The 23,263-nt window shown below is 73.4% G+C and carries 23 protein-coding genes; 2 read left to right on the forward strand and 21 right to left on the reverse strand.

Translation table 11 applies throughout. The annotated features are described in order from the left end of the window. The 11 genes from BBK14_RS41210 to rimP all read right to left on the reverse strand — a co-directional run. On the reverse strand, window positions 1-87 hold an 87-nt coding region (locus BBK14_RS41210; RefSeq protein ID WP_131802193.1), incomplete at its 3' end, for a helix-turn-helix domain-containing protein. A 2-nt stretch (window positions 88-89) separates the two neighbouring features. Then, window positions 90-239: a hypothetical protein gene (locus BBK14_RS34865; protein ID WP_198541206.1), complete on the reverse strand. Its 150-nt coding sequence runs from the start codon at window positions 237-239 to the stop codon at window positions 90-92. A gap of 96 nt (window positions 240-335) precedes the next feature. After that, the gene (locus BBK14_RS07720; RefSeq protein ID WP_071060550.1) at window positions 336-1,265 is read right to left on the reverse strand and encodes a bifunctional riboflavin kinase/FAD synthetase; all 930 of its coding nucleotides are present in this window, start codon (window positions 1,263-1,265) and stop codon (window positions 336-338) included. 54 nt (window positions 1,266-1,319) lie between these two features. Next, window positions 1,320-2,225, reverse strand: a complete 906-nt coding sequence (truB, locus tag BBK14_RS07725) for a tRNA pseudouridine(55) synthase TruB (protein WP_071060703.1) — start codon at window positions 2,223-2,225, stop codon at window positions 1,320-1,322. 8 nt (window positions 2,226-2,233) lie between these two features. Continuing rightward, entirely contained in the window at window positions 2,234-3,328 is a 1,095-nt protein-coding gene (locus BBK14_RS07730) for a DHH family phosphoesterase (protein ID WP_071060552.1), read from the reverse strand. After that, complete coding sequence (rbfA, locus tag BBK14_RS07735) at window positions 3,325-3,909, reverse strand: 30S ribosome-binding factor RbfA (protein WP_071060558.1); 585 nt, start codon at window positions 3,907-3,909, stop codon at window positions 3,325-3,327. Before rbfA ends, BBK14_RS07730 begins: the two co-directional genes overlap by 4 nt. A gap of 268 nt (window positions 3,910-4,177) precedes the next feature. Continuing rightward, window positions 4,178-4,507, reverse strand: a complete 330-nt coding sequence (locus tag BBK14_RS07740; RefSeq protein WP_071060706.1) for a DUF503 domain-containing protein — start codon at window positions 4,505-4,507, stop codon at window positions 4,178-4,180. A gap of 77 nt (window positions 4,508-4,584) precedes the next feature. After that, complete coding sequence (gene infB / locus BBK14_RS07745; protein ID WP_071060560.1) at window positions 4,585-7,713, reverse strand: translation initiation factor IF-2; 3,129 nt, start codon at window positions 7,711-7,713, stop codon at window positions 4,585-4,587. Between the two features lie 231 nt (window positions 7,714-7,944). Then, the gene (locus tag BBK14_RS39765; protein WP_241831279.1) at window positions 7,945-8,370 is read right to left on the reverse strand and encodes a YlxR family protein; all 426 of its coding nucleotides are present in this window, start codon (window positions 8,368-8,370) and stop codon (window positions 7,945-7,947) included. 34 nt (window positions 8,371-8,404) lie between these two features. After that, complete coding sequence (gene nusA, locus BBK14_RS07750; RefSeq protein ID WP_071060562.1) at window positions 8,405-9,490, reverse strand: transcription termination factor NusA; 1,086 nt, start codon at window positions 9,488-9,490, stop codon at window positions 8,405-8,407. Next, window positions 9,487-10,428 carry a ribosome maturation factor RimP gene (gene rimP, locus BBK14_RS07755; protein WP_071060564.1) on the reverse strand — a complete coding sequence of 314 codons (942 nt, stop codon included), beginning with the start codon at window positions 10,426-10,428 and terminating at the stop codon, window positions 9,487-9,489. Before rimP ends, nusA begins: the two co-directional genes overlap by 4 nt. A gap of 295 nt (window positions 10,429-10,723) precedes the next feature. Between rimP and BBK14_RS07760 the strand changes: the two genes are divergently transcribed. Both BBK14_RS07760 and BBK14_RS07765 read left to right on the forward strand, forming a co-directional pair. Beyond that, entirely contained in the window at window positions 10,724-11,335 is a 612-nt protein-coding gene (locus BBK14_RS07760) for a hypothetical protein (protein WP_241831281.1), read from the forward strand. Then, the gene (locus tag BBK14_RS07765) at window positions 11,332-11,790 is read left to right on the forward strand and encodes a DUF4439 domain-containing protein (RefSeq protein ID WP_071060569.1); all 459 of its coding nucleotides are present in this window, start codon (window positions 11,332-11,334) and stop codon (window positions 11,788-11,790) included. The genes BBK14_RS07760 and BBK14_RS07765 overlap by 4 nt, the downstream gene beginning before the upstream one ends. 98 nt (window positions 11,791-11,888) lie before the next feature. Here BBK14_RS07765 and BBK14_RS07770 read toward each other — a convergent pair whose 3' ends face one another. The 10 genes from BBK14_RS07770 to BBK14_RS07815 form a co-directional block, all read right to left on the reverse strand. Then, complete coding sequence (locus tag BBK14_RS07770) at window positions 11,889-12,908, reverse strand: HAD family hydrolase (protein WP_071060571.1); 1,020 nt, start codon at window positions 12,906-12,908, stop codon at window positions 11,889-11,891. Window positions 12,909-12,919: 11 nt separating this feature from the next. After that, complete coding sequence (locus BBK14_RS07775; RefSeq protein WP_020458805.1) at window positions 12,920-13,375, reverse strand: RrF2 family transcriptional regulator; 456 nt, start codon at window positions 13,373-13,375, stop codon at window positions 12,920-12,922. 103 nt (window positions 13,376-13,478) lie between these two features. After that, on the reverse strand, window positions 13,479-14,564 hold the full coding sequence (locus tag BBK14_RS07780) for an ABC transporter permease (protein WP_071060573.1): 1,086 nt from the start codon (window positions 14,562-14,564) through the stop codon (window positions 13,479-13,481). After that, window positions 14,554-15,315, reverse strand: a complete 762-nt coding sequence (locus tag BBK14_RS07785) for an ABC transporter ATP-binding protein (RefSeq protein ID WP_071060575.1) — start codon at window positions 15,313-15,315, stop codon at window positions 14,554-14,556. The genes BBK14_RS07780 and BBK14_RS07785 overlap by 11 nt, the downstream gene beginning before the upstream one ends. 230 nt (window positions 15,316-15,545) lie before the next feature. Beyond that, window positions 15,546-16,619: an ABC transporter substrate-binding protein gene (locus BBK14_RS07790; RefSeq protein ID WP_071060577.1), complete on the reverse strand. Its 1,074-nt coding sequence runs from the start codon at window positions 16,617-16,619 to the stop codon at window positions 15,546-15,548. Between the two features lie 282 nt (window positions 16,620-16,901). Beyond that, window positions 16,902-17,753 (reverse strand): GNAT family N-acetyltransferase, encoded by an 852-nt coding sequence (locus BBK14_RS07795; RefSeq protein WP_071060578.1) that lies wholly within the window; start codon window positions 17,751-17,753, stop codon window positions 16,902-16,904. A 16-nt stretch (window positions 17,754-17,769) separates the two neighbouring features. Further along, entirely contained in the window at window positions 17,770-18,924 is a 1,155-nt protein-coding gene (ispG, locus tag BBK14_RS07800; RefSeq protein ID WP_071060580.1) for a flavodoxin-dependent (E)-4-hydroxy-3-methylbut-2-enyl-diphosphate synthase, read from the reverse strand. 199 nt (window positions 18,925-19,123) lie between these two features. After that, complete coding sequence (locus tag BBK14_RS07805; protein ID WP_071060582.1) at window positions 19,124-20,305, reverse strand: M50 family metallopeptidase; 1,182 nt, start codon at window positions 20,303-20,305, stop codon at window positions 19,124-19,126. Continuing rightward, the gene (dxr, locus tag BBK14_RS07810) at window positions 20,305-21,600 is read right to left on the reverse strand and encodes a 1-deoxy-D-xylulose-5-phosphate reductoisomerase (RefSeq protein ID WP_241831282.1); all 1,296 of its coding nucleotides are present in this window, start codon (window positions 21,598-21,600) and stop codon (window positions 20,305-20,307) included. The genes BBK14_RS07805 and dxr overlap by 1 nt, the downstream gene beginning before the upstream one ends. 250 nt (window positions 21,601-21,850) lie before the next feature. Next, window positions 21,851-23,263 (reverse strand): CE1 family esterase, encoded by a 1,413-nt coding sequence (locus tag BBK14_RS07815; RefSeq protein ID WP_071060584.1) that lies wholly within the window; start codon window positions 23,261-23,263, stop codon window positions 21,851-21,853.

Raw genomic sequence — 23,263 nt, forward strand, 5'->3', positions numbered from 1 at the left:
GAACCGCGCCGCGCCCGCGTGCCGACCCAACGCGACGAGCTGCGCCGGGGTCGGGCCGAGGGCGTACCGGTACGCCTGCAGGACCATGCTCACCCGACCTCCCCAGCGCCGGGGCCGGCGACGGCAGCGATCAGCCCGCCGACCTTGCGCGCCGAGACCGGCAGCTCGCCGGCCGCGAACCAGCGCCGGGCCGTCACGTACGCGACGCCCCGCGAGTCCGCCCACCGCTTGAGGCTCACATGAACATTACAGATCACCATCAGTCGCCATCGACCACTCGACACACAACAGTCGCCACCCCGGCAGACCCGCCCCTGTGGCGCCCGCGCGGGCACTCAGACGGGGAGCGTGGCCGCGCGGGTGGCGTCGACGTCCCGCGCCATCTGCAGGACGAGCTCGTCGACCGAGTCGAAGCGCAGCGTCGGGCGCAGCCGGTGGGTGAACTCGTAGACCATGTACTCGCCGTAGAGGTCGCCGTCGAAGTCGAGCAGGAACGCCTCGACCCGGCGGTCGCGGCCCTCGAAGGTCGGGTTGGTGCCGATCGAGATCGCGGCCGCCCGCCGCTGGCCGGACCACCGCGCGAAGCCCGCGTACACCCCGTCTCCGGGAACCGCCGCCCACGGCGTGCACTGCAGGTTCGCCGTCGGGTAGCCGATCAGCCGGCCACGCGCGTCCCCGTGCACCACCACGCCCTCGACCCGGTGCGGCCGGCCGAGGGCCGCCGCGGCGCCCTCGACGTCGCCGTCGGCCACCCGCCGGCGGATCGCCGTCGAGGAGAGCACCTGCTCGTCCGCGTGGACGAGGCCGATCCCCTCCACGGTGAAGCCCTCGGAACGGCCGCCGCGGGCCAGCGTCTCCACGTTCCCCGCGGCGCGGTGGCCGTAGGTGAAGTTCTCCCCCACGACCACGCCGGTCGCGCGCAGCTGCCCGGCGACGATCTCGTGGACGAAGTCCTCGGCGGTCATCCGACTGAAGTCGAGGGTGAACGGGGCAACGCACAGCGCGTCGACGCCGACGCCCTCGAGCAGCTCGGCCTTGTGTCGCAGGGTCGTCAGCAGCGCGGGATGGGTGCCGGGGCGCAGCACCTCCGCCGGGTGCGGGTCGAACGTCACCACAGCCGCCTGCTGCCCGCGCTCGCGCGCCAGCTCCACCGCCCGGCCGATGATCCGCCGGTGCCCGAGGTGGACGCCGTCGAAGAAGCCAATGGTGACGATTCCTCCCGGCCAGTCGTCCGGGGTGTTCTCCACTCCGCGCCAACGTCGCACCTGCCGAAGCCTAGGGCATCACGAGTCGATCTACGATCGCGATCGGGCGGGGCGCTACGCGGGCGCGAAGACGACGATCGGGCGGGCCGTGCCGTCCCGTTCCTCGAACAGCGCGAGGAGCGCTCCGTCCGGCCCGAACACGCCGTACGGCCCCGGGCTGCCGAGCATGGGCAGCCGCCGCCCGTAGGCGACATCCCGGGCCTGCTCCCCGTCCACGTCGCGGCGTGGGAAGGTCGCCGCCACCGCGGCCCCCAGCGGCACGACGGCCGCGTTCGCGGCCTCGGCGAGCGCGTCGAGGGTCACCGCCTCGGCCAGCCCGAACGGCCCGACCTCGGTGCGCCGCAGCGCGGTGAGGTGGGCGCCGCAGCCCAGCGCGGCCCCCAGATCCCGGGCGAGCGCGCGGATGTACGTCCCGCTCGAGCAGGCGACGACGACGTCCAGGTCGGTCTCGCCGCGCCGGGCGAGCAGCTCGAACCGGCTGACGGTGACCCGCCGCGGCGCGAGCGTCACCTCCTCGCCGGCCCGGACCCGGTCGTAGGCCCGCACCCCGGCGACCTTCACCGCGCTGACACTGGACGGGACCTGGTCGATCTCCCCGGTCAGCTCCGCCATCGCCGCTGCGAGCGGGCCGGCGCCGACATCGACCGGGCGGTCCGCCACCGGGTCGCCCTCGGCGTCGTCCGTCGTGGTGGTGCGGCCGAGCCGGATCGTGGCCTCGTACACCTTGGCGGTCAGCGCCAGCCGGCCGAGCAGGCGGGTTCCTCGGCCGACGCCGAGCACGAGCACACCGGTCGCCATCGGGTCCAGGGTGCCGGCGTGGCCGATGCGGCGGGTGCCCAGCAGGCGCCGGGACCGCGCGACGACGTCGTGTGACGTCCAGCCGGCGGGCTTGTCCACGACGACGAGGCCGTCGACGGCCGCGGGACGCTCGGCCGCCGTGGGACGTTCAGAAGAAGGCACGGGAGGGATCACCCGGCGAGGCGGGGAGCGCGGGTGAGCTCCTCGCGGAAGACACGCATCACGGTCTCCAGCGGCGCCGACGACGAGATGCCGGCCGCGAAGCGGTGCCCGCCGCCACCGAGCGCGGTGCAGACCGCTCCGACGTCCACCGCCCCCTTGGAGCGGACCGACATCTTCCAGACGTCGCCGTCCTGCTTGCAGACGACGGCGACCTCGGCCTCGGACACCGTGCGGACGGTGTCGATGACCGCCTCGATCTCGTCGTAGCCGATGCCCGCCACCCGCAGGTCGGCCTCGGTGCACCAGGTCCAGATGAGGTCGAACTCGGGTTCGAGGCGGGCGCGTTCCAGCGCCTGCCCAAGCAGCTTGAGGTAGCCGAAACGGTGCGTGTCCCACAGGGTCCGGCCGATCAGGTCGTGCCGGATGCCGGTCGCCAGCAGGCGGGCGGCCAGCTCGTGGACGGCCGGTGTCGTGGCGGCGAACCGGAACGAGCCGGTGTCGGTGACCAGCCCGGTGTAGACCGCGGCGGCGATGTCCTGGTCGAGCTCGACACCGAGCGCGTCGATGATGCGCACCACCATGACGCTGGTGGACGCCGCTTCGATGTCGATGACGTTGATGTCGCCGAACAGGGTGTTCGAGGCGTGGTGGTCGACGACGATGCAGCGCGGCACCGCGAGTCGGCGGGCCAGGCAGCCCAGGCGCTCCTCGCTGCCCGCGTCCAGGGTCACCACCAGCTCCGGGCTGTCGCCGAGGTCACCGGGCGCGACGAGCAGGTCCTGGCCCGGCAGGAAGCGCAGCGTCCGGGGCACGACGAACGGGTCGGCATCGAACGAGACCCGCGGGGACGCGCCGAGGCGGCGCAGCGCCAGCCCGAGCGCGATCGCCGACCCGAGGCTGTCGCCGTCCGGGTTGACGTGCGCGAGCAGGAGGATCCCCCCGCCCGAGTCGACCGCGCCGCGCAGCGCCCGCACCGCCTCGGCCAGGCTCTCGGCGACGTGCCGCGACGCGAGCTGGACCGCGGTGGGCGCCGAGGCGCCGCCCGACCCTCCGGCTGAAGCCGGGCGACCGGCGGGCTCCGTGCCCGTGGACATGACCGTCATGACGCCGACTCCTGCCGGGCGACTGTGGTGTCCCCACCGGCCTGCGGTCCGTCACCGCCGAACCCGTCACCGAATCCGTCAGTGAGACCGTCGCCGGGCCCGGCATCCGCCAGGGCGTCGAGCGGGTCGCCGTCCAGCGGGTCGCCGTCGAGCTCGTCGGCGTCCCGGGGGCGCCGGTAGGGATCGGGCTCGCCGGCGGGCGTCGCGTCCTGGCGCACCCGGGCGAGCTCCTCGTCGCGCCGGCGGGCGACGTCGAGCAGGTCCTCCAGGTGCCGCGCGTCGTCCGGCAGCCGGTCGTGCACGAACGTCAACGTCGGGGTGACCTTGATCCCGGTCGCCCGGCCCACCTGGCTGCGCAGCATGCCCTTGGCGGACTCCAGCGCGGCGGCGGACGCCTGCCGTGCCACGTCGTCGCCGTAGACCGTGTAGAAGACCGTCGCGTCCATCAGGTCCGGGGTGACCCGCGCGTCGGTGATCGTCACCATCCCCAGCCGGGGGTCCTTCACACCGCGTTCCAGCGTGGACGCGACGACCTCACGGATCCGCACCGCCAACCGGCGCGCACGAGCCGGATCAGCCACCGTCCACCTCCCTCGTCGCCCGGTCGACCCGGGTGGCGGACACCACGGTGCCCGGCCGAACCGGTCGACACCTCACTGTTTCTGCCCTTGCTGTTGTCCCTGCTCGGTGCCCCTGCACCATGCCCCCGGCCCGCGTGCCGGGCACCCTTGTTCCGTGTACCCCGCGGGAGCGGCGATGCGCCCGCGACGCGAGCCGGCCGGGCTGAGCAGCTCGGGGCTGCGCGGCTCGGCGGTGCTGGGTCACGCACACCGGACACCGATCCGCCGATTACGGCGAAATCACCTCAGGACGGGCCATGTCGTCGGCGTCGTCCTCGGAGAGGTACCGTACTCGCGCCGAGAGGATCTCCAACTCCGGCCGCCGCGCGACGAGCTCCTCGCACGCGCCGAGGACCTCCGCGCAGTGCGCGCGGTCCGCGGCGACCACCGCGACCCCGATCTCCACGCGGCGGTGCAGGTCCAGGCCGCCGGTCTCCGCGGCGCTGACCGCGAACCGCCGGCGCAGCTCGGCGACCACCGGCCGGACGACCGACCGCTTCTCCTTCAGGGAATGGATATCCCCGAGGAGGATGTCCAGCGTCAGGCTCCCGATCCACATGATCGTCTCCCGCCAGGGCGCCCGGCGCACCGGGGCCGGCCGGAATAGTCATCCGGCCGGCCCCAGGCGTTTCGGGGTCAGGTGCGGGGAACCTCCCGCTGCTCGAAGGTCTCGATCACGTCATCGACCTTGATGTCGTTGAACGAGCCGAGCCCGATACCGCACTCGTAGCCCTCGCGGACCTCGGTCGCGTCGTCCTTGAACCGCTTGAGCGACTCGACGGTGAGGTTGTCCGCGACCACGACGCCGTCCCGGATGAGGCGGGCCTTGGTGTTGCGGCGGATGATGCCGGACCGGACCAGCGAACCGGCGACGTTGCCCACCCGCGGTACGCGGAAGACCTCGCGCACCTCGGCGGTGCCGAGCTGCGCCTCCTCGTACACCGGCTTGAGCATGCCCTTGAGGGCGTTCTCGATGTCCTCGATGGCCTGGTAGATCACCGAGTAGTAGCGGACCTCGACGCCCTCGCGGTCGGCCAGCTCCGTCGCCTTGCCCTGCGGCCGGACGTTGAAGCCGATGATGACCGCGTCGGAGGCCGACGCCAGCATGACGTTGGTCTCGGTGATCGCGCCGACACCGCGGTCGATGATCCGAAGACCCACCTCGTCGCCCACGTCGATCTTGAGCAGGGCGTCCTCGAGAGCCTCCACCGAACCGGAGACGTCGCCCTTGAGGATGAGGTTGAGCTGGGTCTTCTCGCCCTCCTTCATCCGCTCGAGGATCGTCTCGAGCGTCGGGCGGCCACGGCTCAGCRCCAGCTCGGCGTTGCGCTCGCGGGCCTGTCGGCGCTCGGCGATCTGGCGGGCGACCCGGTCCTCCGGCACAACCAGGAAGTTGTCGCCGGCGTCGGGGACGCTGGTGAAACCGAGGACCTGCACCGGCCGCGCCGGCCCCGCCTCGGACACCTGGGCGCCGTTCTCGTCGAGCATCGCCCGGACGCGGCCGAAGGCCTCGCCGGCGACGACCGAGTCACCGATACGCAGCGTGCCACGCTGGACGAGCACCGTGGCCACCGGGCCGCGACCGCGGTCGAGACGACCTTCGATCGCGACGCCCTGAGCCTCGGTACCGGTCGGGGCGCGCAGGTCGAGCGAGGCGTCGGCGGTCAGGATGACCGCCTCCGTCAGCTCGTCGATGCCCGTCCGGTTGCGGGCCGAGACGTCGACGAACATCGTGTCGCCGCCGTACTCCTCCGCTACCAGGCCGTACTCGGTGAGCTGGCCGCGAACCTTCGCCGGGTCCGCGCCCTCCTTGTCGACCTTGTTCACCGCCACCACGATCGGCACGTTGGCCGCCTGCGCGTGGTTCAGCGCCTCGATCGTCTGCGGCTTCACACCGTCGTCGGCGGCCACCACCAGGACCACGATGTCCGTCACCTGCGCACCACGGGCACGCATCGCGGTGAAGGTCTCGTGGCCCGGGGTGTCGATGAAGGTGATCGGGCGCTCGGTCCCGTCCACCACCGCGCGAACCTGGTAGGCGCCGATGTGCTGGGTGATGCCACCGGCCTCGCCGCCGACGACGTCCGTGGACCGGATCGCGTCGAGCAGCTTCGTCTTGCCGTGGTCGACGTGACCCATGACGGTCACCACCGGCGGACGGGCCGACAGCTCGACGTCGTCGGCGTAGTCGCCGCCGAAGGACAGGTCGAAGCTCTCCAGCAGCTCCTTGTCCTCGTCCTCGGGGCTGACGATCTGGACCTCGTAGCCCAGGGTCACACCGAGCAGCTGCAGGGTCTCGTCCGTGCAGGACTGCGTCGCCGTGACCATCTCGCCGAGCTGGGTGAAGACCACCTGGACGAGGGCACCGGGGTTCGCGTCGATCTTGTCCGCGAAGTCGGCGAGCGACGCGCCACGCGGCAGCCGGATCGCCTGCCCGTTACCGCGCGGGACCATCGCCCCCATGCGCGGCGCCTCGAGCCCGCTCTCCCATTCCTGCCGCTTCGCGCGCTTGGACTTGCGCTGCCGGCCGGGACGCCCACGGCCACCAGGACCGAAGGCACCCGCCGTCGTCCCGCCGCGACCACGGCCACCGGCGGCCGGACGACCGCCGCCACCGGGACCGCCGCCACCGGGACGACCCGGAGCGCCACCGCCGCCACCGGGACGACCGGGGGCTCCCCCACGAGGAGCGAACCCACCGCCACCGGGACGCGGGCCACCGCCACCGCCACCGGGACGGCCGGGGCCGCCGCCGCCACCGGGACGGCCCGGGGCGCCACCCGCCGGACGGGGCTGGAACATGTTCGAGTTCGGCCGCGGGCCACCGGAGCCACCGGGACGCGGGGGCATCTGGCCCGGGGTCGGCCGGGGACCGCCGGAGCCGCCCGGACGCGGGGGCATCTGCCCCGGCGACGGACGCTGGCCACCGGGACCACCCGGACGCGGACCACCCGGACGCGGACCGCCCGGACGCGGCGCGCCGGGACGCGGCGGTGCCGAGGGGGAACCACCCTGACCGGACGCGGCACGCGGGCCGGCCGCCGGGGAGGTGTAGGGGTTGTTACCGGGTGCGGCCGGCCGCGGGCCGGGCCGGGGCCCGGGACGCGGGCCGCCGCCGGGGCCACCAGGACCAGCGGGGCCGCCGGTACGCGGACGACCCGGCGCGGCGGGACCCGGACGCGGGCCACCGGGAGCCGGCCGCTGCGGTGCGGCCGGCGGCGTGGCGGCCGTCGGGGCCGAGGTGACCGGAGCCGGGGCGGGAGCCGAGGGTGCCGGGGCCGGCGCCACGGGCGGCGCGGCGGATGCCGCGGCCGCGGCGGGGCGCGGAGCCTGCGACGGCTGCGGCGCCACCGGCTGGGACTGGGGCGGCTGGGGCTGAGCCGGCTGGGACTGGGGCGCGGCCGTCGGGGTGGACGGGCGCGATGCCCCGGGCAGCGGGGCCGGACCGGGGCGACCGGGAACCGGACGGCCACCAGGGCCGGGCCGGGGACCGGTGCCGGAACCTGGGCCGGGACGGCCGATGGCGGGCCCCGGACGGGGCGGCGGCATCGGTCGCGCGCCGTTGCCCGGACGACCGCCGGGACGCGAGGACGGAGCGGAGCCTTCCGCGGGGAAGGCCTCCTTCAGTTTCCGAACCACGGGTGCCTCGACTGTGGACGAGGCGGACTTCACGAACTCACCGAGATCCTTGAGCTTGGCGAGCACGGTCTTGCTGTCGACGCCGAGCTCCTTCGCAAGCTCGTGTACGCGGGCCTTTCCTGCCACGGTGCTCCTTCTTTCGGCCCGCGGTCCGTGCCCGCGTGACCTCGTTACCTGCCGGTCGTGATCATGGCTGCGTTCTCACTGCGCGGTCATCGCTGTCTCGACCTGCTTCCGTGTCGACGTCGATCTGGCGTCGCCTGCCGGCGCGGCCACCCGGGACCGATCTCTCGGCCCTGCCGCCGCTCCGCTGTCCCACCGGCCCCCGCGTCAGGACACGCGGGCCGTACCACTGTTCTACATGCACACGTTGCGCGTGCGCTGTTCCAGGTGCGCTCTGACCTGCTTCAGCCCGAGCGGCCCCGCAACCCTGAGCGCCCGCGGGAACGCCTTGCGGCGCTMCGCGAGATCGACGCAAGCCGGATCGGGGTGCACATGGGCGCCCCGGCCAGGCATCCGACGGCGAACGTCCGGAAGGAGCTCCCCGCCGATTACGACGATACGCAACAGGCTCGACCGCGCCGCCCGGGTTCGACAACCGACACAGGTACGAATCGGTCCAGAGTCCCGGAGAGAACCCCGCTCGGCGTTCGAACGTGGTGCTCGGTCGGGGGTCACTCGAGGACTCGGGTCTGCAGGACGACTGAGCTCTGCAGGACCACTGGACCCTCCAGGACCACTGGACCCTGCAAATCGACCCGGCAAAACGACTCGGCTCTGCATGGCAGTCGGCTCCGCACGGCGCGCCACATCAAGTCTATCCCGTTGCGCCCCGAGAGTGGCCGCCCGTCGCGGAGGACCTCCGGGGCCCGGTCCCCGTCCCCGGACGACGGGGGGCCTCCCCGGCCGGCCGCTCCGCACGCGGCTCGCTACCCTCGGTGTCGGAGTGGATGTCGATCCGCCATCCGGTGAGCCGGGCGGCCAGCCGGGCGTTCTGCCCCTCCCGGCCGATCGCGAGCGAGAGCTGGTAGTCGGGAACGACCACCCGCGCCGAACGGCTCGCCAGGTCGGTGACCTCCACCCGGGACACCCTGGCCGGCGAGAGCGCGCTGCCCACGAAGGACGCGGGATCCGCCGACCAGTCGACAATGTCGATCTTCTCTCCGTGCAGCTCCGCCATCACGGCACGCACCCGGCTGCCCATCGGGCCGATGCAGGCGCCCTTCGGGTTCACCCCGTCCGCCTTCGAACGCACCGCGATCTTCGTGCGGTGACCGGCCTCGCGGGCGATCGCGGCGAGCTCGACCGTGCCGTCGGCGACCTCGGGCACCTCCAGCCGGAACAGGCCCTTCACCAGCTCTGGATGGGTCCGCGAGAGGGTGACCGTCGGGCCGTGCATCCCGCGGGCCACGTGCACCACGTAGCACTTGATCCGGTCACCGTGCTCCAGGCGCTCGCCGGGAACCTGCTCGGCCGGGGGCAGCACGCCCTCCACCGTGCCGAGATCGACCAGCACGACGCGGGAACCGGCCCGCTGCTCGTGATGCTGGACCACGCCCGAGACCACCTCGTGCTCGCGGTCGGCGTACTGGCCGTAGGTGACCTCCTGCTGGGCCTCGCGCAGGCGCTGCATGATGACCTGCTTGGCGGTCATCGTGGCGATCCGACCGAAGTCCGCCGGGGTGTCGTCCCACTCGCGGGACGTCCCGTCCGGGCCGCTCTCCCGCGCGAAGACCGCGACCTCGCCGCTGGTCCGGTCGATCACCACCCGAGCGTCGTCGGCGGATCCGGTGGTGTGCTTGTAGGCGGTCAACAACGCGGTCTCGATCGCCTCGACGAGCGTGTCGAAGGCGATCTCCTTCTCGCGCTCGATTCCCCGCAGCGCAGCGACGTCGAGCTTCACCGGTTCATCTCCTTGCCGGGCCGGCCGATCAGGCCCGCTTCCGTGTCCACGGCACCATGATCTTCCACTACCTCGCCCGCCGCCGACGCGGCGGGGGCGCCACCGCCGGCGGCGCCGTACTCGTCCTCAGGACCGTCCTCATCGTCCTCGTCCTCGTCCTCGAGACCCTCGTCGTCCTCGAGACCCTCGTCGGGATCGACATCGCTCTCGGCGTCAAGGCCGAGGTCTGCGCCGGCGGGGAGCTCGGCGCCGGCATCGGCGTCAACATCGGTGTCGCCGTCGCCGTCGGCGTCGGTCGCCGACCCGAACTCGACCTGAACCGCCGCGCGTGCCACGGTCGCGTAGACCACCCGCTCGATCCGCCGGCGCACGGGACGCCCACGCCGGGCCGGGGCCGTCGGCACCGCCAGATCGGCGCCCTCGTCGTCGGCGGAGAGCACCCGGCCCTCGACCTCGACGCCGTCCGCCCGGCGGACCACCACCAGCCGGCCGACCGCGCGACGCCAGTGCCGCGGCTCCACCAGCGGCCGGTCGACCCCGGGCGAGGTCACCTCGAGCACGTAGGCCCCGGAGATCGGGCTCGCGCCCGAGCCACCCGCGGCGCCACCGCTGCCACCGGTACCGCCAGCACCGTCAGCACCACCGGTGCCGACGTCCTCGCCGTCCAGGACCGCCGAGACGAGCCGGCTGGCGTCCGCGACGGCGTCGAGATCGATGCCGCCGTCCCGGTCCACGACGACGCGGACCACGCTGCGTGCCCCGGCCCGCGTGACGGAGATGTCCTCAAGGTCGAAGCCGGCTGTCGCCAGACCGGGCTCCAGACGGCGGCGCAGCTCCGCACGCACCGCGTCCGCGGCGGCCCGCGCTCCGCCCGTGCCCCGGGACGGCGCCGTCGACCGACGGACCCCCGCCCGGCCGGACTCTCCCGCCCTAGCCACCTCGCCCGTTCCTTCCCGCGCCGACGCGGCGCCCGTGCCCGTGGACCGCTCGGCCCCACCCGGTGTCGCCCCGACCGGTGCCTTCGGTGACCGGCCGCGGCAGCGGCGGAGATCGACGGCACCGTCGTCCCGGATGCGCGTGCCCGTGGAAGCGGGCGTCGAGCGTCACACGGTCGAGATCCCTTAGCCTACGTCCGCCGGCGGAGCACTCCAATCGGGGCCCGGTCCGGCTCGCCTGCCGACCGGTGCCACCGGCGCGCCGACGGCAGCACGCCGATGTGCGAAGCTGCCAGCCGTGCCCACCGCCGCCGGTCCCGGTCCGTCCCGCCGGGCCTTTCTGGCCGTGCTGCCACTGGCCGGGACGGGCGGGCTGCTCCTCGCCGGGATGTCCGGCTGCACCACCTCGACCGGCGGCGCTTCCACCAGCCGGGTCACCCCCGCCGACGTCACCGCCGCGGGAGCGGCACACACCCGGGAGACCGCGCTGATCGAGGCCTACGACAGCGCGATCGACCAGCACCCGGGCCTCGCGGAGACGCTGCGGGCGATCCGCGCCCAGCACGCCGAACACGCCCGCGAGCTGGTCGCCCAGGGCCTGCCCGAGGCCGCGACCGCGACCGCGACCGCGGCGGGCACGCCGGCCACGACGGGCGCTCCGGCCGGGGCGGGCCTGCGTTCCTCCCCGGCCGTGGGCACTCCCCCGCCGGCCGGATCGGACACTCCGGAGACCCGGGCCACCACCCTGAGCGCGCTGGCCGAGCTTGAGCGGACGACCGCAGCGGCGCACCGCACCGGCTGCCTCGCCGCCGGTGCCGGCCTGGCGCCGCTGCTGGCGAGCCTGTGCGCGGCCGAGTCCGCGCACGCCGAACTCGTCGCGGCACTGGGCGCACCGGGGGCGGCCGGATGACCGCCGAAGACCCCGCGGTCGTCGCCCTGTCCTCGATGCTCGCGGCCGCGCACGCGGCGGTCTACGCGACGGCGACCGCGGGCGGGGTCCTCGCCCCGCTCGGGGCCGCCGCGGGACCGGCCCGCGAGCTCGCCCGGGTGGCACACAATGATCATCGGACGCTGCGCGACTCGCTGGTCGCCGCGCTGCGGGCCCGCGGGGCGACGCCGCCGGCCGCGCTCGCCGCCTACCGGCTGCCGGTCGAGCCGGCCGGCGTCGCCGGGTCACTCGACCTGCTCGCCAGGGTCGAGGACCGCTCGGCCGTGGCCGCCCACGACGCGGTCGGCGTCCTCACCGGCGCCGACCGCGAACTCGCCGTCGACGCCCTGGTGGCGATGACCCTCCGTGGCCAACGCGCCCGCCTCGCCGCGGGAACCCCACCGGGCTCCGCGGTCCCCGCGCTTCCCGGAAGCTGACCCGCGCCCGCCCCGAAGCGGGTCACACGAGCAGCACACAACCCGGCCCGGACAACACGCTCGGCGGCTCTCCCGCCGGGCGCGTCCGGAGAGGCCGTTCAGCGACGTGGGGCGGGTGACCCAGGCCCGGGAGCGCCGAGCAGGTCGAGGACCTCGAGCAGGTGGCCGAGGCGGCCGATCACCGCATCCGCGAACATCGACACGGACGCCCCGGCCGCGGCCCCGTCCGCACCGGGCAGATCCCGCGCGGCGGGGTCGCGGCCCAGGTCGGCCCGCCCCGCGAGATCGCGGCCCGCCACCGCCAGCCCAAGGGGATCACGCGGATCGAGGACCACCCCGTCGGGACCACCGCCGAGGCCCGCCGCGGCGCCGTCCGCCGATCCGCCGTCCGCGGAGCCACCGTCCGCGACCAGCACAGCCCGCATGCCGGCCGCCCGCGCGCCGCGGATGTCCGTCCGCAGCCGGTCGCCGACGAAGAGCACCCGGGACGGGTCGGTGACGCCCAGCGCGGCCAGCACCGCCTGGAAGGCGATCGGGTGTGGCTTGTCGAAGGGCAGGTCGCTCGTGTAGATCCTGGCGTGGAAGAGGTCGAGCAGGCCGTCGCGTTCGAGTAGGCGTTCGTGCCAGGCCCGTGGCCAGCGGGTGTTGGTGAGCAGGCCGACGAGCAGGCCGCGGGCACGCACGAGGTGCACGAGCAGCAGCGCCTCGGGATCGCACACCGTGTGCGGGGTCCAGGCGGCGAGGTCGCGCCGGCTGACCGCGCGCAGCACGGCCGCGGCCACGTCCACGCCGAGGGCCGCGGAGGCGGCCGCGAGCAGTTCGGTGACCGACCCGGTCATACCGCCCGCCGCGCCGTTGCCGGCCAGGCCGTCACTGCCGTCCCGGGCATGCCACCAGCTCGTCTCCAGGCCAGCCAGGATCGCGGTGATCTCGTCGGCGTGCGCGGACGAGATCTCCAGCGCGGTCATCCGCCACAGGTCGAGCAGGTCGACGTCGTGGAAGAGGGTGAGCGTCCCGCCCCAGTCGAACACCACGGCCGCGAGCGGCTTGCGGTCGTCCGGGAGGGATGTCCCGTCGACGGCCGGCACCGCGTCCGGGGCGAACCAGGAGAAGCCCACCGGCGCCCGCGCTATCGGGTGACCCAGGCGTCGGGCTCGTCCCTCAGGTCACGGACGATGTCGGGCAGCTTCCCGCTGGCGACGTCCGCGAGGGTCACCGACTCGAGCACCCGGCGCAGGTTGACCCGGACGGCGATCCAGACGTCCTGCAGGTGCTTGGCCGCGCCCTCGTACTGGGCGTTCTCCGGAGGGCGGCCGCGCACGCTGGCGAGCGGGCCGTCGGTCGCCCGGATCACGGTCGCGATCGTGATCTCCTCGGCTGGGCGGCACAGCTGGTAGCCGCCATCGGCACCGCGGCGGCTCTGCACGAGGCCRCTGCGGCGCAGGTCGGTGAGGATGTTCTCGAGGAAGCGCAGGGGAAGATCCTGGGCCGAGGCGAGCGTCTCCCCCTTCACGAGGCTGCCGTCCGACGCGGCGAGCGTGAGCAGGGCCCGCAGTGCGTAGTCGGCCCGGGCGGAGATCTGCATGTCCCCCATCTTGCCGTCCGCACTGCGGGCGGGCTTCCCGTGGGCTCCTCATGGGCGGCCGGACCGCCCGTCCGGYCGACACCGGGCGAGGGCCGGACGAAGGTCAGACCGCTGACGTGTCCGCGCCGGAGAGCGGTCCGACCGGCCCGGTCGGACCGGCCAGATCCTCCTTCGGACGACCGTTCCGAGGACCACGAGCCGCCCTCACCGCGTTCGAGCCCTCGGAGAGCAGGCCGCGGCGCTCACGCATCCGCCGGTCGAGGATGTTGAAGACCGCGTCGACGGCGACGCCGATCGCGAAGATCGTCAGCATCGACACCAGCACGCCGACGGTGTCCGACAGGTCCCGGGCGTTCTGCAGGTCGGCGCCGATCGAGGGGTGCCCGGGCACGATGACGATCAGCTCGCCGGCCATCAGGCTGCGCCAGGCGAACGCCCAGCCCTGCTTGAGCCCGGCGAGCACCGAGGGGAACGCCGCCGGCGCCACGACGTGGCGGTACAGCGAGAACCCGCGCGCCCCCATACTGCGCCCGACCCGCACGAGCAGCGGCGGGACGTAGTCGACGCCGTAGATGACGCCGTTCGCCACGGACGGGGCGGCGCCCAGGACCACGACGAACATGATCGCGGACTCGTTGAGCTTGAACAGCAGGATCGCGAGCGGGACCCAGACCACCGACGGCATGGTCTGCAACGCGGTGATGAACGACCCCACCGCCGCGCGCAGCAGGCCGAACCGGGCGACCACCAGGCCGACGACGCCACCGAGCACGACCGCCACCGCGTAGCCCTCGCCGGCGCGGGTCAGCGTGCGGCCGAACGCGTCCCAGAACTCGCCGGTGCCGAGCTGGTCGAAGAACTCCGGCAGCGTGTCGCCGGGGCCGGGCAGCACGTAGGTGGGCTTCCACCCCGACCAGACGACGATCTGCCAGACGAGCAGGAACAGCGCGAGCGCGGCGATCTTCGGCCAGGTCACCGACCAGATCCGGCCCGCGGTCGGCCGCCCGGACGAGACGGGGAGGTCGAGGGCGTCCAGGCCGGCGAGCGCCTCGTCGGACGTCCGCTGCGCCGGGGTGGCGGGATCGCCGGTGGCGGGATCGCCGCCGGGCCCGGGGCCGAGGTTCCGGCCATCGGTCCCGCTACCGGCTTCCAGGGAGCGGCTGGTGACCGTGTCGGTGTCAGTGGCCATGGCGGGCGACCTCCTGCCGCAGCCGCGCCGTCACGACGGAGGCGAGCTCGGATACCTGGTGTTCGTCGATGCGGCGGGGGCGATCCATGGCGACGTCGAAGATCTCCGCGACCCGTCCGGGCCGGGAGGAGAGCAGGACGATCCGGTCACCGAGGCGCACGGCCTCCCGGACGTCGTGGGTGACGAACAGGACGGTGACCCCGGTCTCGCGCCAGATCCGCTCCAGCTCGTCGTGGAGCAGGTCGCGGGTCATCGCGTCGAGGGCACCGAACGGCTCGTCCATGCAGAGGATGTCCGCCTCCTGGGCGAACGCCCGGGCGAGGCTGACCCGCTGGCGCATGCCGCCGGAGAGCTCGTGCGGGCGGCGGTCGCCCTGGCCGGCCAGGCGGACCATGCCGAGCAGCTCGTCGACCCGGGCCCGGCGCGTCGCCTTCGGCACCCGGCGCAGCTTCAGCGGCACCTCGACGTTGCCGCCGGCCGTGAGCCAGGGCAGCAGGGCCGAGTCCTGGAACATCATCCCGACCCGGCGGCCACCGGTGTCGACGGTGCCCACGGTCGGCCGGTCGAGCCCGGCGACCAGGCTGAGCAGGGTCGATTTACCGCAGCCCGACGCCCCCAGCAGACAGACGAACTCGCCGGGACGGACATCCAGGTGGATGCCGTCGAGGGCGTGGACCTGACCGGCGCCGGCACCGAAGACCCGGCTGACGCCGTCGATCCGCAGCGCCGTGTCCGTCGCGAGCGCGGTCACAGCTTGCTCCCCTCAGAGTATGTCGTGATCTGGACGCGGAACGGGCTGCGCGGCCGGTGTGGCACCGGCCGCGCAGCCTCGGTCGCGGCATCGCCGGGCTGGGGCAGAACCCGGATCGCGGCCCGGCGGACGGGAGGCGCCCACCGAGCCGCGGTCGATCGGTCGTTCAGTTGTGCAGAGGTTCAGTTGTGCGGAGGTTCAGTTGTGCGGAGACCTACCTGTGTGGAGGCCTACTTGTCCGAGACCGCGGGGTCGCCGGCGTCCGCCAGCAGCTCGTTGAGGATCTTCAGGTCGAAGATGCCGTCGAGCTTGGGGTCCTCGATGAGCCCGAGCTCCTCCTGATGCGCCGCCGAGAGGAACAGCGACTTGGCGATCGGGTCCGGGCCGAAGGTCAGCGTCTTCCAGGCCGAGGTGACGACGCCGTCGGCGAGCGGCTTGCCGGTGAGCTTGTCCAGCGCCTCGTTCGCGGCGGCCTGCCCGGCGGCCGGGTCGGCGTTGAGCTGATCGATCGCCGTGATGTTGGCGGCGATGAGCCGGCGGACGATCTCGGGGTTCTTCTCCAGGTACTCCGTGCGGACGATCAGGAGGGTGGTGACGAACTTCCCGTCGGTGTCAGGCCACTCGTCGGCCTCGTTGACGAGCACCTTGCCGCCCTCGGCGACCAGCCGGGAGGCGACCGGCTCAGGCACCCAGGCGCCATCGATGGCGCCGGACTTGAAGGCGTCGACCGTGACCGAGTTCTCCTGCGGGCGGATCGAGACGTCACCGCCGCCCTTGGTGTCCGTCACGAGCCCGTTCTTCTTCAGGTAGAACCGCAGCGCGACGTCCTGGGTGTTGCCCAGGCTCGGGGTCGCCAGCGTCTTGCCACGCAGCTGCTCGACCGAGGTGATCTCGGGCTTGACGACCAGGGCCGCCCCGCCGGAGGTGACGCCGGAGACGATCCGGATGGCCTCGCCCTTGGACTTGATGAACGTGTTCACCGCGGGGTTCGGGCCGATGAAGCCGGCATCGAGCGCGCCGGAGAGGATCGCCTCCGCCTCCGTGGTGCCCGAGTTGAAGGTCGACGGCTCCAGCTTCACGCCGGAACCCAGCTCCTTGGCGAAGATGCCCTGCCCCACGCCGACGAGCGCCGGGGCGTGCGTGAGGTTCGGGAAGTACCCCAGCCGCAGGGTCCCGGTCACCTCCCCGGACGCCGACACGGACTCCGTTCCCCCGTCGTCGCCCGAGCAGGCGGTGACCGCCAGCGCCAACGCACCGGCAGCAACCAGTGGCACGAACCGCTGCCACAGCCTCTTGGGCCTCATCACGTTCCCTTTCCCACACGCACGGCGCCTTGCACAAAGTCGATCGAGCGCATCAAGTCGATTGGATACATCGGGAAAGTAAGGATGCCAGACCAAGGGTCTTCCCGTCACCGGAATTCACACGGATGACACGATTTCCCACCATGCGTGAACGCCCGGTCGCGTAGAGCGCTCGCAGCTGGCGGGCGCCGGACGAAACCGGGCGGAAAGATGCGCGGAACGTGGCCGCTCAGTGCACGTCGGTCACCAGCGCGCTCTGGTCAGAACAGGAGCGTGCTCTGGTCAGAACAGGATCGAGGCGAAGGTGCCCACCTGCTCGAACCCCACGCGCTCGTAGGCGCGCCGGGCGGGATGGTTGAAGTCGTTCACGTACAGGCTGACCACCGGAGCGAACGTCGCCTGGGCGAGTGCCACGACGCTGGCCGTCCCGGCGGCGCCGAGGCCACGGCCGCGCAGGGCCGGATCGACCCAGACGCCCTGGATCTGGCAGACGTCGCCGGCGACCGCGCCGATCTCGGCCTTGAACAGCACCCGGCCGTCCTCGATGTGGGCGAACGAGCGGCGCTGGCCGACGAACTCGGCGACACGCGAACGGTAGAGCGCGCCGCCGTCCGCGCCGACCGGGGAGACGCCGATCTCCTCGGTGAACATGGCGATGCAGGCGGGGAGCAGCACGTCCAGCTCGTCCGGCCGGACCAGGCGGACCGCCGGGTCCGGCGCGATGCGCGGCGGGGCCTGGATCGCGAGTAACGGCTGGTCGGCACGGATCTCCCGGGCCGGGCCCCACACCGGTTCCAGGTGCCGCCACATGGCGGTGACGGCCGAGCCGACGCCCACGATCGACGAGCAGCGGCGGCCCTGCCGGCGGGCCCGCTCGGCGAAAAGCTTCGCCGAGGCCGGGCCCGCCGCCACGGGCCACAGGTTGGCGCCTGAGTAGCACAGGGCGGTCAGGGTCCCGTCGACCGTGTGGCCCCACACCTCGGCGCCCAGGCGCCAGGGGTCCAGACCGCACGCCGCCACCCGCGACGCGACGAAGACATCGGCTACCGGGTTGCGGCCCAGCAGCTGGGTGACCGCGGGCAGATCCCGATCGTCAAGCAGCCGGGTCGGAGCGGAGCGAAGCGGCAGACCCATCCAGCCCTTCCAGGTACTAGGCCACGGACACCGACGGCGAGCCGGAGGCCGCGCCGCTGGCCTCCATCTCCTCGGCCAGCCGCATGGCCTCCTCGATGAGAGTCTCCACGATCTGCGCCTCAGGCACCGTCTTGATGACCTTTCCGCGCACGAAGATCTGCCCCTTGCCGTTGCCGGAGGCGACACCGAGGTCGGCCTCACGGGCCTCGCCGGGGCCGTTGACGACACAGCCCATGACGGCCACCCGCAGCGGCACCTCCATGCCCTCCAGGCCGGCGCTGACCTCGTTGGCCAGGGTGTAGACGTCCACCTGGGCGCGGCCGCAGGACGGGCAGGAGACGATCTCCAGCTTGCGCTCGCGCAGCCCGAGCGACTCCAGGATGGCCGCGCCGACCTTGACCTCCTCGATCGGCGGCGCCGACAGTGAGACCCGGATCGTGTCGCCGATGCCCTCGGACAGCAGCGCCCCGAAGGCCACCGCGGACTTCACGGTGCCCTGGAACGCCGGGCCCGCCTCGGTCACGCCGAGGTGCAGCGGGTAGTCACAGGCCTGGGCGAGCAGCCGGTAGGCCTGGATCATCACCACGGGGTCGTGGTGCTTCACCGAGATCTTGATGTCACGGAAGTCGTGCTCCTCGAACAGCGAGCACTCCCACAGCGCCGACTCGGCGAGCGCCTCCGGCGTGGCCTTGCCGTACTTCTCCAGCAGCCGCTTGTCGAGCGAGCCGGCGTTGACCCCGATGCGGATCGGGACCCCGGCGCCCTTCGCCGCCCGCGCGATCTCGCCGACCTTGTCGTCGAACGCCTTGATGTTGCCCGGGTTCACCCGGACGGCGGCGCACCCGGCGTCGATCGCGGCGAAGACGTACTTCGGCTGGAAGTGGATGTCGGCGATGATCGGGATCGGCGACTTGCGGGCGATCGTCGGCAGTGCGTCGGCGTCGTCCTGGCTGGGCACCGCCACCCGCACGATCTGACATCCGGCGGCGGTGAGCTGGGCGATCTGCTGAAGGGTCGCGTTGACGTCCGAGGTCAGCGTGGTGCACATCGACTGGATGGAGACCGGGGCGTCACCTCCGACCGGGACGTTGCCCACGTGGATCTGCCGGCTGAGCCGCCGCGTTCCGACCGGACKAGGCGGAGCGGCGGGCATGCCCAGAGTTACGGTCACGATGTCCTCACTGGCGTGTCGGATGCTTGATCGTCAGATGGCGACCCGGCCAGGCCCGTCACGGACGGGATCGTCCGGGTCAGTCGGCGTCGTGCGGGGCGGCGCACTCACGACGGCCAGACGCGACGCCCGCACCGGAACTACCGGCGACCGGGACGTCCGCAGACCACCACCGCGCGCCACCGCGGGTACACGGCAGCTACTGATTGATGCGGATGGGGTTGACGATGTCGGCGGACAGAATGATCAGACTGAACCCGACGAGAACGACGACCGTGGCGTACGTGGCTGGTAACAGCTTGGCGAAGTCCACCGGCTGCACCGGGCCTCGATAGCCACGCAGCCGACGCAGGCCGTGTCGGGCCTGCTCGAAGCCGAGCACCGCGATGTGCCCGCCGTCGAGCGGGAGCAGCGGCAACAGGTTGAAGATCCCGATGGCGAGGTTGATCGCGGCGACGAGGATCAGGAAACCGCGGATCCGGTCGGTCCAGCCGTCGTCCGCCGCGGCCACCTCACCGCCGAGGCGGGCCGCGCCGACCACACTGATGAAACCGCTCTCGTCGCGGTTGTCACCGAAGATGCGGCCAATGTCATCGATCCGTTCGGTGAACGTCTCGTACATCCCGGTGAACCCGGAGCCGATGACCGAGAACGTCTCGGGAACCGCCGAGAGCGGGCCGTAGTCGACGGTCTCCTGACCGGGGCTGACCCCCAGGGCGCCGACCGGGTCCTTGCCCGCGAGGCCGGTCTCGCGGTCGCGCAGCACCTCGACGAGGTCCGGCCGCAGCGTGACGTCCGCGCCGTCGCGGGACACCACGAGCACCGCCGGGCCCGGCCCGTGATCGCGCACGAGCCGGGTGAACTTCTCCCAGGTGGTGACGGCCACACCGTCGAAGCTCACCACCCGGTCGCCGACCCGCAGCCCGGCTGCCGCCGCCGGCCCCGGGCCGGTGCAGGCGGACGTCGTCGCCACGCAGCTCGTGCGCCCGATCATCGTCTGGCTCTGCTGGGTGGTGCCGATGGTGACCAGCACCCCGTAGATCAGCACGATCGCGATGACGAAGTGCACGAACGACCCCGCCGACATCACCACCAGCCGGGCCCGCGCCCGCGCCTTGTAGAAGGCACGGGGCTCGTCCGCCGGGTCGATCTCCTCGAGGGAGGTCATCCCCTCGATCTTGACGAACCCGCCGGCGGGGATGGCCTTGATGCCGTACTCGGTCTCCCCGCGCTGCTTCGACCACAGGGTGGGGCCGAAGCCGACAAAGAAACGGGACGCCTTCATCCCGAAGTAGCGGGCGGTGACGAAGTGCCCCGCCTCGTGCAGGACGACGGAGACGAACAGGGCGAGGACGAAGGCGACGATGCCCAGAGTTGCCATCAACCATGTCCTCCGGCCGCCACGGGATGCCCGCCGGCCTTCTCGATCAGGCGGTTCGCGGCGGCGCGGGCCTCACGCTCGACGGCGAACACCTCGTCCAGCGTCGGACGGGCGATCACCTCGTGTGCCTGCACCACCTCGGCCACCAGGTCGACGATACGGACGAAGGGCAGCTGCCCGGCGAGGAAGGCCGCGACGGCCTCCTCGTTCGCCGCGTTGAACACGGCCGGCGCGGTCCCGCCGAGGCGGCCCGCCGTCCGGGCGAGGTCCACCGCGGGGAACGCGACGGTGTCCAGGGGCTCGAAGGTCAGCGACTGGGCGCGCGTCCAGTCCATCGGCGGCTGGGCCAGCGGCACCCGGTCCGGCCAGCCCAGGGCCAGCGCGATCGGGAGCCGCATGTCCGGCGGCGACACCTGCGCGATGGTCGACCCGTCGTTGAACTCGACCATCGAGTGGACCAGCGACTGCGGGTGGACGACGACCTCGATGTCGTCATACGGCACGCCGAAGAACAGGTGGGCCTCGATCAGCTCGAGGCCCTTGTTCATCAGCGTCGCCGAGTTGATCGTGACCAGCGGGCCCATCGCCCAGGTCGGATGGGCCAGTGCCTGCTCCCGGGTGACCCCGGCCAGGTCGTCCCTGCTCCGGCCACGGAAGGGCCCGCCGCTGGCGGTCAGCACCAGTTTGTGGACTTCCTCACGCCGCCCCCCGCGCAGGCACTGCGCGAGCGCCGAGTGCTCGGAATCCACCGGGACGAGCCGGTCCGGGTTGCCGCCGAGCGCGTCGAGCACCAGCGGGCCGCCCGCGACCAGCGACTCCTTGTTCGCCAGCGCGACCGTCGCGCCGGCCCTGAGGGCCGCCAGCGTCGGCGCGAGCCCGACCGAGCCGGACACCCCGTTGAGGACGATGTCCGCCGGCCAGGACGCGATCTCGCTGGCCGCATCGGGCCCGGCGAGGATCTTCGGGACGGCGAACTCGCCACGGCGGTAGCCGCGCTTGGACGCCTCCGCGAAGAACGCGAGCTGAAGGTCCTGCGCCGACGAGGCCGCGGCCACACCGACCGCCTCGACCCCCAGGTCGAGCGCCTGCGCCGCGAGCAGGTCGACCCGCGACCCGCCTCCCATCAGCGCCACCACCCGGAACCTGTCCGGGTTGCGGCGTACGACATCTATCGCCTGAGTCCCGATCGAGCCGGTGGACCCGAGCAGAACAACCTCACGCTGGACCGAAGCCTCCGCCACGCTGCCTATTCTCGCAGGCCCTTCGACGCTTCGACCGAGGCCTGTTCGGTTCATGACAGGTGAGGCCCGAAGGTGCGCAATGGGTGTAGCCGCGCCTACGACTGGTCAACACCCGGAGCATCCGGGCGTGACCTGCCCGCCCCTGTCCGTACCCCCCGGCGGCGGATGTCTCACCGGGCGCGACGTGCCCGTCTGTGCCCCTACCCGGCGCCCGCGGAACCGTCACGAGGAGCGACGTGCCCGTTCGTGCCCCTGCCCGCCGCCCGACGAGGCATCACCAGAAGCGACGTGCCCGTCCGTGCGACTACCCGGCGCCTGCGGGCGTCTCACCGGTCGGCGTCGCGCTCGTGGACGGGCCGGGCGGCGCCGACGGCGCCGGGTCGGGATCGTCGCTCGCCCCGGTCGGTGTGGGCTCGGGCTGGTCACCGGGTGCCGCCGAGGCGGGCGGGGTGGTCGCGGGTGCCCCCGCCGGCGGCTGGGTCGGCGCGGTGGCGCCGCCCGTGGCCGCGCCGCCCGTCGCGGGCGCGCCGCCTCCCGAGCCGCCACCGGTCACCGTCCGGCCGTCGGCCGGGTGGCCGCTGAAGAAGGCCAGCGCCACGACGGTCGCGCTCAGGTTCGTCACCGTGCCACCCAGCTCGGGCCGTGGTGCCGCGCCCGGCCAGGTGTGCCCGCCGCCCTGCATCGCCAGGGTGCCGACGTCCTTGCCGGCCGGGCAGGTCGTCCAGCTCGTCCGCGCGACGTGAGTGAAGTCCTGCGTCGTCGAGTGCTCGCCGCCGCAGCCGAGAGCGCGCGCGTACCTGTCGGTGCGGGCCTCCACCGGTTGGGCGACGAGCCCGTTGTAGGGGGCGGTGCGGGCCTGGCCCCCGCCGTTGAACGGCGCGATCCGATCGTCGGTGCCGTGCAGCTCGAGCAGGCTGGCCCGTGGCGCGGCGCAGGCATCCGGCAAGCGGCTCGACGCGACCGTGACCACCGCCGCGAAGCGCTCGGGCAGCGCGCAGGCCAGCGCGAGGACCATGTCGGCGCCGTCGGAGAAGCCGCTGGCGAACACCCGCTTCGGGTCCAGGCACATCCGGCCGGTCAGGTCGTTGAGCAGCGCGCCGACGAAGAGAACGTCATCCGGGCCCACCTTGGCCGAGCGGGTGAAGTTCCACCGGTTCGACGCCCCGACCGGGACGGCGACGGCGTAGCCGGCCCGGGTGCCGCTGTCCGCCATCTGGGTGTACTGCTCGAGCTCCTGTGCGGGCTGCCCGTAACCGTGCAGGTTCAGCACCAGCGGCAGTGCGGTACCCGCCCCGCCGCCCTGCGGGACGGCCAGCAGGAACTGCCGGTCGACGTCGCCGACGTGGATGGTCTCGGTGGTGACGCCCGCCGGCAGGCTGCTGCCGGTCTCGCAGCCGCTGCGCGGTGGCGGCGGGACGGTCGGTGCCGCCACGGCGGCGGGCCCGCCGGAGGCACCGCCCGCTCCGCCCAACGCGGACGCGACCGGGGACGAGGAACCGGTCGCCTCCCCGGGATCCTGCGACATCGCGTACCAGACCAGGAGCAGGAGCACCCCCGCCGCCGCGGTGAGCGGCAGCCACAGCGTGTTCGCCGGACGCGACCCGTGCCGCAGCGCGCTCGACCGGGCCAGCCCCTGCCGGGCGGCCCCCGACCGCGCGGAGCCGGCCCCGGCCCGGCCGTGGCTACGCCGACGACCGGCGGAGTTCCCGGTGGCCAC

Origin of the sequence: Parafrankia soli (assembly GCF_001854695.1) — a bacterium.
Classification (GTDB): domain Bacteria; phylum Actinomycetota; class Actinomycetes; order Frankiales; family Frankiaceae; genus Parafrankia; species Parafrankia soli.